We start from the raw sequence: 13,984 nt of genomic DNA on the forward strand, positions 1-13,984 counted from the left end.
GGATCAACGGCGAAGCGCGGACCTCAAGCCCCGGACCGCGCTTCGCCGCGTCCACTCACCCGCTGGGGCGCGCGGGCGGGAGACGACGATCTGGACGGTCGCGACGATCAGCACCGCGAGCGTGACCACCCGCTCGCTCCAGTCGACCGGGTGAAACAGGCCGTAGATCTGCAGGGTGCCGGCGAAGACCTGCGCGGCGACCGCGAGCACGATCGCCCGCCAGCCGAACGGCTCCGAGCGCGCTTCCGGCGGGAAATCCGACGCCCAGGCGGCGTAGGCGAGCAGCGCGGCGCCGGCCGTCCATGCGAAGTCGAGGCCCTCACCGCGCGGGATCCCCCGCGCCTCCTGGACGGCGAACACGACGTCCGGGATCGTCGCAACGATGCAGCCCGCGGCGATCGCCAGCCACATGCGCCCGACGTGCCAGGAGAGCAGCCCGTAGACGCCGAGGATCCCGCCGATCAGCAGGACGTCGAGGACCGGGAAGCTGAAGTTGACCAGGGTCGCCCACTCGGTGTCGTGGGTCGTTTCGGCCAGCGGCTGCAGCACCAGCGCGACGCCCGCGGTGAGGACGACGAGCACGGCGGAGAGGCCGTCCATCCAGCGCTCGAGCGCGAAGCGCGGCACGTGCGCCCGGGCGAGCACCGCGATGCCGGCGGCCACGAACGGGTACCACGCGAGCCAGAGGTAGTCCGACGCCGAGGGGTACGGCGGCGAGGCCATCGGGTCGTAGACGACGCTCCAGATCACGCTGCTGAGCGCCCAGGACGTCTGGGCCGCGCCGAAGCACAGCCAGGCGGTCCGCAGGCGCGGGTCGTTGATCGCGCGGGCGAAGCACAGCGCCGCCGCGCCGATCATCACCGCGTCGTGGAACCACTGCGTGTAGAGCGCTGCCGGCTCACCGACGCCGAAGATGCGCTGCGCGGCCTCCGCGCCCACCAGGGCCGCCAGGAGCCACCAGATCGAGCGGATCGCGGATGCGCCGCGGGGAGCGCCGGCGACGTCCGTGCGTGTCTCGTCGTGGCAGGCGCTCGAGGGCGCGTCGGCGACCATACGCGTCGTCATCGGCGCGGCGTTCGCTTCACTTGAGAGCGATGCTCAGACGTCGCCTCATCGCAGTTTTCGCTCTGCTCGTGCCGATCGTCGCCGTGGCCGTGTTCTTCCTGACGCGCTCGAGCCCGGACCCCGCCGACGACACGTTCGCCCGCTACGCCGCCGCCTGGAGCGGCGGGGACGATCGCGCCGCCGCCGCGCTGACCGACCAGCCGAAGGCCGCCCAGACCCGGCTCGCGGCGTCCCGCAAGGGCCTCGACGGCGCGAAGGTGAAGGCGACGGTCCGCTCGGTCACCGAGAAGGACGACGCCGCGACGGCGACGCTCGCGGTCGCGTGGGACATCCCGCGGATCGGAAGCTGGACCTACCGCGTGAAAGTGCCCGCGCAGCGCGTCAAGGACGTCTGGCAGGTGCACTGGCGCCCGGCGGACCTCCATCCTCGCCTGACCGCCGCGACCCGCCTCGGCACGTCCGTCAAGGCGCCCTCGCGCGGCCGCATCGACGATCGCCAGGGCCGCGCGCTGATGGCCGAGCGCTCGGTCACGGCCATCGACGTCGACACCAGCCGCGTCAAGGACGCGACGGACACGGCCCAGCGCCTTGCGGAGCTGACCGACGTGGACGCGGACGAGCTGGAGCAGAAGATCAGCGCTGCCGGGAAGGGTCACTTCGTGCCCGTCGTCACGCTGCGCAAGGCCGCCTATGACAAGGTCGCGGCCAAGCTGCAGAAGATCCCCGGCGCCTCGACCGCGCCCGGCAGCGAGCCCTTGGCGCCGACCAAGGACTTCGCCCGGGCGCTGCTCGGCGCCGTCGGGCCGGCCACCGCCGAGCAGGTCGAGAAGTCCGGCGGCCGGCTCGCGGCGGGTGACGCCGTCGGGCAGTGGGGGCTGCAGGCGGCGTTCGACCAGCAGCTCGCGGGGACGGAGACGCGCTCGGTCGTGCTCCGCGACGTCGAGGACGGCGTCGTCGAGAAGACGCTGCGCCGCTGGCGCGGGAAGCAGGCCTCCAACCTCAAGACGACGCTGGACCTCGACGTCCAGCGGGCGGCCGAGCAGGCGCTGGGGACGACGAAGAAGAAGGTCGCGCTGGTGGCGCTGCAGCCGTCGACGGGCGACGTGCTGGCGGTGGCGAACCGGCCGTCGGACTCGACGCTCGATCGCGCGCTGACCGGCCTCTACCCGCCCGGCTCGACGTTCAAAGTGGTCACCACGACCGCGCTGCTGCGCGACGGGCTCTCGGTCGACAAGACCGTGCCGTGCCCGCAGAACGAAGTCGTCGACGGGCGGTCGTTCAAGAACTTCGAGGGCGAGGCCGCCGGGCCCGTGCCGTTCCGGACGGACTTCGCGCAGTCCTGCAACACGGCGTTCATCTCGCTCGCCTCGCGCCTGTCGCAGACGGCGCTGCCGGACACGGCAAAGGACTTCGGGCTCGGCGAGTCGTTGAAGCTCGGCCTCCCGGTCGCCGACGCAAAGGTCCCTGAGGGTGACTCCCAGGTTGCCCGCGCGGCGATGATGATCGGCCAGGACCGGATCGTCGCCAGCCCGCTGAACATGGCGGGCGTGGCGGGAACGGTCGCGGCGGGCCGCTGGCACTCGCCGCGCCTGCTGGACGACGATCCCAAGCAGTCAGGCCCGCGGATCGCTCAAGCGAGCACCCTGCGCGACCTCATGCGCGCCGTCGTCACCTCCGGCACCGGCACCGCGCTCGCGTCGCTCCCCGGGTTCGTGGCGGGCAAGAGCGGGACCGCCGAGTACGGCGGCGGCGACCCACCGCCCACCCACGCCTGGTTCATCGCCTTCCGCGACGACCTCGCGGTCGCCGTCCTGGTCGAGAACGGGCGGGCCGGGGGCGAGGTCGCCGCGCCGATCGCCGCGCGCTTCCTCGCGGGGATCTAAACCGGTTCAGCGAGGCGGCTGGACAAGAGCACGGCGACGACCGGGATCGCCGCGAGCACGACGAACGCGCCCTGCGGGCCGTGATGGTCGGCGACGAGCCCGAGGACCGGCATGAACAGCCCGCCGGCGCTCACGGCCAGGCCGAGCGTGACGCCGGCGGCGGTGCCGGGGCGCGTCGGGAGGTAGTCCTGCCCGAGCTTGATCAGGACCGCGAACGGGATGTTCGTCACGAGCCCGACGAGGAAGATCAGCGGCAGCGCGGCGTACTGGTCGCGACACAGCAGGAGCGCGATCAGCGCCGGGATCAGCAGCGTGTTGCCCAGCTGGACGGTGCGGACGAGGCCGAGCCGGTCCGCGATCCGTCCCCCGAGGAGCGTGCCGAGCACGCCGCCGCCGAGCTCGAGCGCCAGGGCGGTGCCGCCCAGCGCGCTGGAGGCGCCGAGGTGGCGGATCCAATAGAGCGCGACGAACGTGTTCACCCCGAAGGAGACCGAGGAGCGGGCGACTTCGACGCCGATCAGCAGCGCGAACATCCGTGGGCGGTCGACGCCCGAGCCGTACACCTTCGCGCGCGCCTTCGCCGTGATGCGCCGCGAGTGGCGGTAGAGCACGAAGCCCATCAGCAGGCCCGGTGGGATGAAGACCGCGGTGGCGCCCAGGCCCCAGGTGTCGAGCACCGGCGTCGCGAGCGTCGGGCCGAGGAAGAAGCCGACCGAGCCGCCCGCGGCGAAGTAGCTCATCGCCGTGGCGCTCTGACCGGCCTCGACCCGGGCGTCGCGGCCGGCGGGCGGGTGGAACATGGCGACGCCGAGGCCGGAGAGCAACAGCGCCAGCCAGATCGTGGCGTAGGTGGGCGCGAGGCCGGCGAGCCCGAACCCAGTCGCCGCCAGGGCGAGCCCGACCGGTGAGAGCCAGCTCAGCCCGCGCCGGTCCGCCGCCCAGCCGACCAGCAACTGCGGCACCGCGCTCCCCACGGTTGCGGCCAGTGCCAGCCCCGAAGCGGCTGAGTAGCTGAAGTCGCGTTCGAGGACGAAGTACGGCACGGTCGCGGGGACGAGGCCCTGATAGAGGTCGTCGACGGCGTGCGCGGTCGCCCACACCCGCATGCGCTGCCACGCCGACCGCGGGGCGGGTGCAACGGCGGGTTCTGGAAGCTCGAGGACGGCCATCGCCTTTGACCGTAGCTCCGGGCGAGCGTGGCGTCTTCCGGTAATCTGCCGGAAAGTGTCGGGAATCAGCCACCAGCCGTTCGCCCCGACGGTCACCGAGCTGCGCGCCGGCGGCGACCGGATCCGGCGCCACCGCCACGACGAGCACCAGCTCGTGTACGTGAGCACCGGCGTGCTCGCCGTCAGCACCGCGGGCGGCCGCTGGGTGGCCTCGGCGGAGCGCGCGGTCTGGCTTCCCGCCGGGACGTGGCACGAGCACCGCTTCTACGGCGCCAGCGCGTTCCACGCCGTCGGCTTCGACGTCGACAGCGCGCCCCTGGCCGACCGCGAGCCGACGGTGATCGCGGTCAGCCCGCTGCTGCGCGAGCTGCTGGTCGCGTGCACCGATGAGACGCTGTCCGCGCCTGAGGTCCGTCGCATCCGCGCGGTGCTGCGCGACCAGCTCCGCCGCACCCGCCAGGAGCCGATCATGCTGCCCGCGGCGGAGGACCCGCGGCTCGCCGAGGCCTGCGCGATCGTCGCGTCAGACCTCGCCACGCCGCACCCGCTGGCGGCGCTCGCGAGCCGCGTCGGCGCGGGCGAGCGCACGCTCTCCCGCCTCTTCCGCGACGAGTTCGGCATGACCTACCCGCAGTGGCGCACCCGCCTGCGCGTCTTCGAGGCGATGATCCTCCTCGCCGGCGGCACCCCCGTCACCGAGACCGCCCACCGCTGTGGCTGGGCCACGACGAGCAGCTTCATCGACACGTTCCAGCGCACCATGGGCCGCACTCCGGGCGCCTACCGCGCGTAGGCGCCCGGACGCTCGCGTTCAGCGCAGGTGGAAGGTCGAGCGGCGCTTGCCCACGACGCCGTCGCGGCCGGTCGCCGTCGCTTCGAGCTGCAGGCTGCGCGTGCCCTTCCCGCGCTTGAGGGCCGAGCGTGCGAAGCGCGTCGCCTCGATGCGCAGCGTCGCGCCGTCAGGTCCCGGCTCGACCCTGAAGGCCGAGCCGAGCGGGCGCAGCCCACCCCCGGCGAGGACTTCGAAGAGCCGCGCCTCGACGTCCACCACCGGGCGGCTCGCGGACACCTTGACCACGAGCCCGTCCGCCAGGAACGTCTTCAGCGTGCGCTTGGCCGCCGGCTGGAGGGCGAGGGTGAGCTCCGGCGGGGCCGCGGCGACGGCCACCGGCGCGGGTGCGGCCGCCAACGGCGCCGGTGTCGGCGTCGGCGTCGCTTCCGGCTCGTCCGGGACGACCGGCAGCCCCTTCAGCGCGAACCGCGGGGACTCGAAGAAGCTGTTGAGCGTGCGCATGCGCGCGTTCGTCGGGTCGGTCATCAGAGGTCGGTGGGGACGTCGAGGTGGTAGGGGAAGTGCGCCTGGTAGTCGATCGCGATCTGCAGGACCGTCGCGTCGGCTCCGAGCGGCGCGGCGATGTCGATGCCGACGGGGATCCCGGTGCTCGCGTCACGGCCCACCGGGACGTCCACGCAGGGCCAGCCGGTGGTGTTCGGGCGGCTGGACTCGACGCCCGAGAAGCTGCCCGTGAAGTCGTCCGCCCGGTCCGGCGGGGTCTGGACCTTCTGCGGCCACAGGCAGGCGTGCAGGTCGTTGTCGGCGAAGACCTTGGCCCACGCCTCGCAGTACTCGCGACGCACCTGATAGGCGCCGAAGAGGTCCTCCGGCGTGAACTTGGCGGCGCGCTGGAGCAGCTGGTCCTTGCCTTCGACGCCGCTGATCGCGGCGGTGCGACGGAAGCGGGTCTTCACCGCGCCGACGAGAAGCGGGTCCGCTGTCTGCGTGTACGTGTCGCGCAGGACGTAGGCGTTCTCGGCGTTCCCGTAGACGCCGCTCGCCGATACGGCGGCGCCCGTGAACGGGTCAGGCGCGGCGGCCTTGAAGTAGGCCGTGCTGCCGAGGTTGGACGTCGCGGGCGCGACGTCGACGATCGTGGCGCCCAGCGCGCGGAACTGCTCGACCGCCGCCCGCAGCCGCGCGAGGATGCCCGGCGCCCAGCTCGCCCGCGCGGGTGACGTCTCAGTCTCGATCGTCGAGCCGATCCGGACGCCGGCGAGCGGGAGATCCCCGGGCGTCGGCGCCAGCGGGTAGTACGCGGGTGCGGGCGGCGCCTGCAGCGAGCGCGGATCGAGCGGGTCCGGCCCGGCGAGCACGCCGAGCAACAGCGACACGTCCGTCATCGCGCGGCAGATCGGCCCGGCGTGATCGTTGCTCACGGTCAGCGGCGTCGCCCCGTAGAGCGGGATCAGTCCATACGTCGGCTTGATCGTCCCGACCCCGGTGTTGCAGGCGGGGTTGCGGACCGAGTTGCCGGTGTCGGAGCCGACGCTCAGCACCGCCAGCCGCGACGCCACCGCGGCCGCCGACCCGCCCGAGGACCCACCCACGGCCTTGCTGCGCTTCCACGGGTTGGCGGTCTGCGGGCAGGTGTCGTCCGACGTCCACGGCCCGGTGTGGGTCTGGCCCAGGATCGGCATCCCCGCGGCACGGGCACGCGCGGCGACGGTCGAGTCGCCCGTCGCGACATTGCCCTTCATCAGCGGGCAGCCGAGCGTGAGCTCGTGGCCGCCGACGGCGAAGATGTCCTTGATCGCGATCGGCACGCCGCAGCCGAGCGGCGCACCCCCAGCATCTAGCCGCGCGTCGGCCTCCTTGGCCATGCTCAGCGCGAGGTCGTCGTACACGCGGACGTACGCGTTGAGCTTGCCGTTGTTCCCGTAGACCGGGATGTCGGGGTTGGGCGTGGTGCCGGTCACCGGCCGCGACGGAACCGAGAACCCGCCGTCGCCGTTGAGCGCGTTGATGCGAGCCAGGAACGCCTGCGTGACCTCGCGGCTGGAGACGTCGCGCGCGGCGAGCATCGCCGCCAGCTGCGTGCCCGTGAGGAACGCCAGGTCCCCGCCCGCCCGCACGCCGGCCTTGCGCTGCTCCTCGAGATAGGCGCGCGTGCGCGCACTGACGTCCGCGGGCGCGGGCACCGTTCGCTCGCCGCGTGCCCGGCTTGCCGGCAACAGCGCCGCTGCGGCGCCCGTCGCCGCCGACGTCTGGATGAACCGCCTTCGTGTGACCCCAGCCATGACCCCTCCACTCGGTGGTGAGGCGGGAACCCTGCCGGTGCGCAGCGCGGTCGGACAGGTTCCGGCGGTCCGACTATCGCGCGGGTCGACTGGACCCGCGGGCGGTGCTCCCAAATGGAGGCGAGGGGAATCGAACCCCTACCTCGGCCGTGCAAAGGCCGCGTGCTCCCGTTATCACTACGCCCCCGGGACGCCTCAGCTTAGACGGGCGGTGTCGCGCGCGGCGACGGCGGCGACCGTGGCGGCGTTGATGTCGACGGTGTCGACGACGTCGGGCGCGTAGCCGCCCGCGAGCACCACGACGACCGGCGCGCCGGTCTCGAGCAGGCGGTCGAGGACGAGCTCGTCGCGAGCGCGCAGGCCCGCCTTGGTCAGCGCGAGGCGGCCGAGGCGGTCGCCCTCCCATGGATCGGCGCCCGCGAGGAAGAACGCGATGTCCGGCACACCCGCGTCGAGCGCGACGTCGAGCGATTCCGAAAGCACCCGCAGGTACTCGTCGTCGCCCGTCCCGCTGGGGAGGTCGACGTCGAGGTCGGACGGGATCCGCTCGAACGGGTAGTTGCGCGCGCCGTGCAGCGAGAGCGTGAACGCGTCCCGATCGGGCCTGAGGAGCTGGGCGGTGCCGTCGCCCTGGTGGACGTCGCAGTCGACGACCAGCGCGCGCTGGACGGCGCCCTCCGAGCGCAGGCGCGCCAAGGTCACGACGACGTCGTTGAAGAGGCAGTAGCCGCGGGCGAAGTCGCGGCCGGCGTGGTGGGTCCCGCCGCCGAGGTTCATCCCGATGCCGTGCTCCACCGCCCGCCGCGCCGCGGCCACCGTCCCGCCGACCGAGCGCCGGCCGCGTTCCACCAGCACCTCCGACCAGGGCAGCCCGAGCCCGCGGATCTCGCGCAGCGTCATCGTGCCGGTCCGGATGCGCTCCAGCAGATCCGCCTCGTGGACCTCCGCCAGCCACTCCCACGGCACCGCCTCGGACTCGTGGACGGTCACGGAATCCTGCACCCGCTCGCGCAGCAGGCGGTACTTGTCGATCGGGAACTTGTGCCCCGCGGGGAGCGGGATGCGCCAGCGATCGTGAGCCCAGACGTCCACCAACAGAGCATGACTCGTCCGCGAACGGGCAAGATGCCTTCCATGGCGATCTACGGCGGCATCGACCTCGGCGGTACGAAGATCCAGGCGGCGGTCGTGGACGAGGGCAACGACCACGCCGTCCTCGGCGCCAAGCGCGACCAGACGCCCCTGAAAGGCGGCCCGAAGGCGATCGCGGCGCGGATGGCCGCAGTGCTGGTCGAATCGCTCGAGGAGGCCGGGCTGAGCGTCTCCGACCTCGACGGCGTCGGCGTCGGTTCGCCGGGAAGCGTCGACGACCAGAAGGGCACCGTCGCGGGCGCCATGAACCTCTCCGACTGGGCCGGCTCGTTCAACCTGCGACGCGTCTTGGAGAAGGAGTTCGGCGGCGCGCCGGTCGCGCTCGGCAACGACGTGGACCTCGCGACCGACGCGGAGTTCGAGATCGGCGCCGCCAAGCAGTACGACAGCCTCCTCGGCGTCTTCTGGGGCACCGGCGTCGGCGGCGGCCTGATCCTCGACGGCAAGCCCTGGGTGGGCCGCAAGACGGCGGGCGAGATCGGGCACATGGTCGTTCGCCTCAACGGCGCGCACTGCCCGTGCGGCCGTCGTGGCTGCATGGAGGCCTACGCCGGCCGCGGGGCGATGGAGGCCCGCGCCCGCAAGCGCGTCAACCAGGGCGAGAAGACGTCGCTGTTCCGGATCATGGAGGAGCGCGGCCGCGACCGGCTCTCCTCCGGCATCTGGGAGCGCGCGCTGGCCCGCGACGACCACATGGCGATCGACCTGCTCGAGGAGGCCGTCGAAGCGCTCGGCGCCGGCGTCGCCTCCGCGGTCAACCTGCTCGACCCGGAGGCGGTCGTGATCGGCGGCGGCCTCGGGATCCGGCTGGGCGAGCCGTGGGTGCAGCGGATCCGCGAGGCGATGCACCCGCACCTGTTCGTCGACACCGACCCGCCGCCCGTGATGCTGGCCGAGCTCGGCGACCTCGGCGGGGCCCACGGCGGCGCGCTGTTGGCAGCGCGCCGGGCCGCGGTCGCGTAGCCGACTCATCACTCTCGCGCCTCCGGTTCGTATAACGACGCACCGGAAGGGTGTCTCGCACGGCGGCGCGTAACCTTTGAGGGGCACGCGCCGCCGCCGCGAGGAGTTCGTCTAGCGCGTGGGCAGCGGCTCCGGGGTGCGGTCGAACCGGCCGGTCCGCGGGGTCGTGATCGGCCCGCCCTCGGAGCCGATCCCGGTCTCGGAGCGCACGAGCAGCTCGTCATAGCTGCGCTCGGTGCCCACTTCCTCCTTGCTCAACAGCGTGCCGAGGACGCAGCCGAGGAAGCCGATCGGGATCGTCACGATGCCCGGGAACGTCAGCGGTGACGGCGAGCCCTGCGAGTCCGGGCCCGGCCACACCGGCGGCGACAGCACGATCATGATCACCGAGGCGGTGATGCCGAAGGCGATGCCGGTCAGCGCACCCGTGGTGTTGAAGCGCCGCCAGAGCAGCGCCAGCAGCAGCGGCGGGAAGTTGGCGCTCGCCGCGAAGACGAACGCCATCGAGACGAGCACGGTGACGTTGAAGCCCGAGCCGATCGCCAGCGTGCCGAGGATGGCGGCGACGCCGACGCCGATCGAGGCGATGCGCGCGACCTTGCGCTCGCCCTCCTCGGTCCCGCGTCCGAGCACGTTCTTCCAGAGGTCGTGGGCGATCGCGCCGGCGGACGCGATCACGAGCCCGGCGACCACCGCGAGGATCGTCGCGAAGGCGGCGGCGGAGAAGAGCGCGAGCGCGATGTCGCCGCCGACGGTGCCTTCGCCGCCGCCGAGGAACTGGGCCAGCAGCGGCGCCGCGAGGTTGCCGCCCTTGCCGACCGACTCCGAAGCGCCCTGGCCGAGCAGCGCCCGCGCGCCGAAGCCGATGACCGTGACCATCGCGGTGAACGTGGCGATGATCCCGATCGTCCACAGCACCGACTTACGCGCGGCGTTCGAGTCCGGCACGGTGAAGAAGCGGGTGAGGATGTGCGGCAGGCCGGCGGTGCCGATGAAGATCGTCAGGCCGGTCGAGATCACCAGGATCGGCGACGTCAGGTACGTGCCCGGGCCGAGGATCGCCTTGCCGTCGGGGTGGTTCTTCGCCGCGGTGTCGAGCAGCGTGCTCGGGTTGAAGTTGAACTTCGCCAGCACGGCGACGGAGACGATCGTGCCCGCGATCATCAGCATGATGGCCTTGATGATCTGCACCCACGTCGTGGCCAGCATGCCGCCGAAGACGACGTAGACGACCATGAACACGCCGCAGATCAGCACGGCGATCGGGAACGAGATGCCCGCGAGCGCCTCGATCACCGCACCCGCGCCGACCAGCTGCGCGACCAGGTAGATGCCGGAGATCAGCAGCGTGTTGATCGCGGTGGCGACGCGCACGGGGCGCGCCTTCAGGCGGAACGAGAGCACGTCGGCGACGGTGAACTTGCCGGCGTTGCGCATCCGCTCGGCCAGCAGGTAGAGCACCGGCAGGAACGAGAGGCAGGCGCCGAGGCCGATGACCCAGCCGTCGAAGCCGTAGAGGTACATCAGGCCGGCGTAGCCGAGGAACGTCGAGGCGCTGAGATAGTCGCCCGCGGTGGCGACGCCGTTCGCGCGGCCGGAGATGCCACGGCCCGCGGCGTAGAACTCGGTCGCGCTGTGCGTGCGCTTGGCCGCCCAGCGGGTGATGACGAGCGTGACGGCGAGGACGCAGGCGAAGACGCCGACGGCGAGGCCGTTGAAGTCGCCGGTCTGGGCGATCATCGGCTCGCCTCCACGACCACTTGCTGCGCCATTCGCTCCCATTCAGGCGCGCGCCGCGCGTAGGCGACGGCCATGATCATGGTCAGCGCGCAGATCGAGAACCCGCCCCACAAAGCGAGCGAGATGCCGACCACCTCGTTCGCCATGAAGTCCTTCGCGTAGCCCAGCAGCGCCAGGTAGACGACGAAGTACGCAAAGTAGAACGCTGTGACCTTCGCGACGAACCGGCGGCGGTTCGAAACGAGCTCACGGAACTGCGGATGGCGTGCCAGGGCCTCCCAATCGGGCTCGGCAAGACTGCTCATCAGGACGTCTCCCCCTTATGGAGCCGTTCGAGTGTCCGGGGGCCTACCCAACCGCCAAACACCGGAAACGAAGGGGTGCGGCGCGGGCCCGCGCCGCACCCCTGAGCACTACGGGTTCGTCGTCGACAGCGTCAGTGTCAGCGTCTTGCCGTAATTGCCCGTGCGCAGCGGCTCGCGGGCGCCGATGTGCTGAGTGAACGCCAGCTCGACCGGTTCGGAGCTCGTCGGCCCGCTCCAGGTCTTCACCGTCGCCGGCAACGGCCCACCGGCCACGCGCAGCGGCTCGGCGAGGCTGAAGCTGCCGTTGACGAGCTTGCCGGGCGCGGTCGTACTCGGATCGGTCACGGTCAGCGCCGCGTCACCGGCCGTTGACGTGACGGTCGCGGTCGTCGTGGCGCTGTAGTCCTTCTCGACGCCCGGCTGCAGCTGGGCGAATGACGCGGGAGCGCCGACGCTGAGCGCCAGCGTCGCCGGCACCTGCGCACCGACCTCGGCCGTCGCGACGGCGGTCGGTGTGGCCGCCGGGACGGCGGTCGAGTCCAGCTCGAGGTAGTCGAACCCGGCCAGGTAGTCGGTCGCGGCGTCGTTCTTGCCCGTCACGACCATGCTGACCTGGTGCTTGCCCTCGGTCAGACCGAGCGCGCCGAGCGTGATCTCGTCGGCGGTGACGGCGGTCGCGTAGGCGTCGATCGGCGCGCCGATCGGGTCGCCGTCGATCACGAACTGCACGACGCCGTACGTCGGGCCCTTGACGTAGCGGACGCCGACGCCGTAGGTGTCGGTGTCCTCGACCTCGAACGGGAGCGTGCCGGGGCTGCCGTCCGCGTTGTGGTTGTCGAGCTGCATGCCGGCCGAGCCGGAGAACGTCGTCGTCCCGCTGTTGCTCATGCGTTTCAGGACCGACGTGGTGGCCGTGCCGGAGGCGACGCCGGCGTAGGACTCGAGGACCGGAGTCATGAACTCCGCCTCGATCATCTGGTAGTGCTTGGCGGGCACGCCGTCGACCGCCGAGGCCTCACGGCTGACGATGACGACGACCGGGGCCGCGATGGCCGCCATGCCCGCGGCGAAGGAGAGCAGACGCTTCATCGGGGCTCCTACGCGTTCTGCAGGCCGGGGTGGCCCGCTTCGATGACGAACGACTTGCGGGTGCTGATCGGCGCGCCGGGACGGCGGACGTACGGCAGGACCTTGAAGTCCGCCTTGGCCTGGTCCTGTCCGAGCTCGACGGTGACGTAGCCGCGCTGGGAGTTGACGAACTTGAACCAGGGGTTCTCGGCCAGCTTGGCGTCGTTGGGGTTGTCCGAGCCGTCGGCGCCGGTGCTGATCGACGTGCCTACCAACTCGGAGCCGAGGATCTTCGAGTTTGGATCGCGGAAGTCGGCGAGCAGGTCGGCGGCCCAGTGCTGATGGATGTCGCCCGTGAGGACGAGCGGGTTCAGCGTGCCCTTCTGGTTGATGTAGTTGAACAGGCGCGTGCGCTCGGCGGTGTAGCCGTCCCACGCGTCGACGTTCCACGTCTCGTTCGCGCCGACGGACCAGTCCATCTGCGCCATGACCACCTGCTGGGCGAAGATCTGCCACTTGGCGGTGGATTTCTCGAGACCGTCGAGGAGCCACGCCTCCTGCGCGTTGCCGGTCATCGTCAGCGCGTCGCTGGAGCGGTCCGAGCAGGCCTTGATGCCGTCGTTGCACGGCTGGTCGGAGCGGAACTGGCGCGTGTCCAGGACGTGGAACGTCGCCAGGTCGCCGAAGGCGCCGCGGCGGTAGATCGGAATCGCGGCACCGTTCGGCTTGGCGGCGCGGCGCAGCGGCATGTGCTCCCAGTAGGCCTGGAAGGCCGCGGCCTTGCGGTTGGTGTAGGACTTCGGCGGCGAGCCGTCGCCGGGCGCGATGCCGGCCCAGTTGTCGTCGACCTCGTGGTCGTCGAACGTGACGAACCATGGCGCCGAGGCGTGTGCCGCCTGGAGGTTGACGTCGGTCTTGTATTGGGCGTGGCGCTCGCGGTAGTCGGCGAGCTCCATGACCTCGTGGTTGGAGTGCCCGCGGACGTTGCCGCCGCCGCCCGCCGTGTACGAGTTCGTCGAGTACTCGTAGATGTAGTCGCCGAGGTGGAGGATCAGATCCAGGTCCTCGTTGGCCATGTGCTTGTAGGCCGTGTAGTAGCCGTGCTCGTACTGCTGGCACGAGGCGAAGGCGAACTTCATCGACGACAGCGGACCGGCCGTCGTCGTCTTGGTGCGCCCGATCGGGCTCTGCGCCCCGCCCGCGGTGAAGCGGTAGAAGTACTCGGAGCCGGGCTGGAGCCCGCGCGGCTCGGCGTGGACCGAGTGCGCCTCGCTCGCGACCGCCTGCTCCTCGCCGGTGGCGACGATCTGCTTGAAGGCCTCGTCCTTGGCGACCTCCCACTTGACCGCGACCGCCTTGTCCGGCATGCCGCCGCCCGGGCTGAGCGGCGCCGGCGCGAGCCGGGTCCACAGCACCATGCCGTCCGTGGACGGATCGCCGGAGGCGACGCCCAGCTGGAACGGGTCGCCCACGAACCGCATCGGCGCGGTGCGCGCCTTCGCGAACGGATACTGCGACGCCACCGCTACGGCGCTGGCGGAGCCTGCCGCCACCAGGAATTTCC

12 protein-coding genes and 1 tRNA gene are annotated in these 13,984 nt (G+C 71.9%); 3 read left to right on the top strand and 10 right to left on the bottom strand.

Going from position 1 to position 13,984, the window contains the following annotated elements; translation table 11 throughout:
* Window positions 1-3: 3 nt before the first annotated feature.
* Window positions 4-1,065, bottom strand: coding sequence for a hypothetical protein (locus OM076_RS39080; RefSeq protein WP_270045616.1), 1,062 nt, complete (start codon window positions 1,063-1,065; stop codon window positions 4-6).
* 29 nt (window positions 1,066-1,094) lie between these two features.
* Between OM076_RS39080 and OM076_RS39085 the strand changes: the two genes are divergently transcribed.
* Window positions 1,095-2,948 carry a penicillin-binding transpeptidase domain-containing protein gene (locus tag OM076_RS39085; RefSeq protein ID WP_270045617.1) on the top strand — a complete coding sequence of 618 codons (1,854 nt, stop codon included), beginning with the start codon at window positions 1,095-1,097 and terminating at the stop codon, window positions 2,946-2,948.
* Here the strand turns inward: OM076_RS39085 and OM076_RS39090 are convergent.
* On the bottom strand, window positions 2,945-4,117 hold the full coding sequence (locus OM076_RS39090; RefSeq protein ID WP_270045618.1) for an MFS transporter: 1,173 nt from the start codon (window positions 4,115-4,117) through the stop codon (window positions 2,945-2,947). The genes OM076_RS39085 and OM076_RS39090 overlap by 4 nt on opposite strands.
* Window positions 4,118-4,172: 55 nt before the next feature.
* Here OM076_RS39090 and OM076_RS39095 point away from each other — a divergent pair, with 55 nt between their 5' ends.
* Window positions 4,173-4,910 (top strand): AraC family transcriptional regulator, encoded by a 738-nt coding sequence (locus OM076_RS39095; protein ID WP_270045619.1) that lies wholly within the window; start codon window positions 4,173-4,175, stop codon window positions 4,908-4,910.
* Between the two features lie 18 nt (window positions 4,911-4,928).
* Here OM076_RS39095 and OM076_RS39100 read toward each other — a convergent pair whose 3' ends face one another.
* The 4 genes from OM076_RS39100 to OM076_RS39115 all read right to left on the bottom strand — a co-directional run bounded on the left by OM076_RS39100 (window position 4,929) and on the right by OM076_RS39115 (window position 8,284).
* Window positions 4,929-5,435 (bottom strand): hypothetical protein, encoded by a 507-nt coding sequence (locus OM076_RS39100; protein WP_270045620.1) that lies wholly within the window; start codon window positions 5,433-5,435, stop codon window positions 4,929-4,931.
* The gene (locus OM076_RS39105; protein WP_270045621.1) at window positions 5,435-7,192 is read right to left on the bottom strand and encodes an amidase; all 1,758 of its coding nucleotides are present in this window, start codon (window positions 7,190-7,192) and stop codon (window positions 5,435-5,437) included. Before OM076_RS39105 ends, OM076_RS39100 begins: the two co-directional genes overlap by 1 nt.
* Window positions 7,193-7,307: 115 nt before the next feature.
* Window positions 7,308-7,379: transfer RNA gene (locus OM076_RS39110), tRNA-Ala, on the bottom strand.
* 8 nt (window positions 7,380-7,387) lie between these two features.
* A complete protein-coding gene (locus OM076_RS39115) occupies window positions 7,388-8,284 on the bottom strand; it encodes a histone deacetylase family protein (RefSeq protein WP_270045622.1) in 897 nt (298 codons plus the stop codon).
* Window positions 8,285-8,326: 42 nt separating this feature from the next.
* On the opposite strand from OM076_RS39115, the gene OM076_RS39120 reads away from it, so the two are divergent.
* Window positions 8,327-9,307 carry an ROK family protein gene (locus OM076_RS39120; RefSeq protein ID WP_270045623.1) on the top strand — a complete coding sequence of 327 codons (981 nt, stop codon included), beginning with the start codon at window positions 8,327-8,329 and terminating at the stop codon, window positions 9,305-9,307.
* Between the two features lie 111 nt (window positions 9,308-9,418).
* Here the strand turns inward: OM076_RS39120 and OM076_RS39125 are convergent, their stop codons facing one another.
* The 4 genes from OM076_RS39125 to OM076_RS39140 form a co-directional block, all read right to left on the bottom strand.
* Window positions 9,419-11,047 carry a solute symporter family protein gene (locus OM076_RS39125; protein ID WP_270045624.1) on the bottom strand — a complete coding sequence of 543 codons (1,629 nt, stop codon included), beginning with the start codon at window positions 11,045-11,047 and terminating at the stop codon, window positions 9,419-9,421.
* Entirely contained in the window at window positions 11,044-11,352 is a 309-nt protein-coding gene (locus tag OM076_RS39130) for a DUF485 domain-containing protein (RefSeq protein ID WP_270045625.1), read from the bottom strand. The genes OM076_RS39125 and OM076_RS39130 overlap by 4 nt, the downstream gene beginning before the upstream one ends.
* A gap of 108 nt (window positions 11,353-11,460) precedes the next feature.
* Window positions 11,461-12,441, bottom strand: a complete 981-nt coding sequence (locus tag OM076_RS39135; protein ID WP_270045626.1) for a hypothetical protein — start codon at window positions 12,439-12,441, stop codon at window positions 11,461-11,463.
* Window positions 12,442-12,449: 8 nt separating this feature from the next.
* Window positions 12,450-13,943, bottom strand: a complete 1,494-nt coding sequence (locus OM076_RS39140; protein ID WP_270045627.1) for an alkaline phosphatase D family protein — start codon at window positions 13,941-13,943, stop codon at window positions 12,450-12,452.
* Window positions 13,944-13,984 lie beyond the last annotated feature (41 nt).

The organism is Solirubrobacter ginsenosidimutans, from assembly GCF_027587205.1.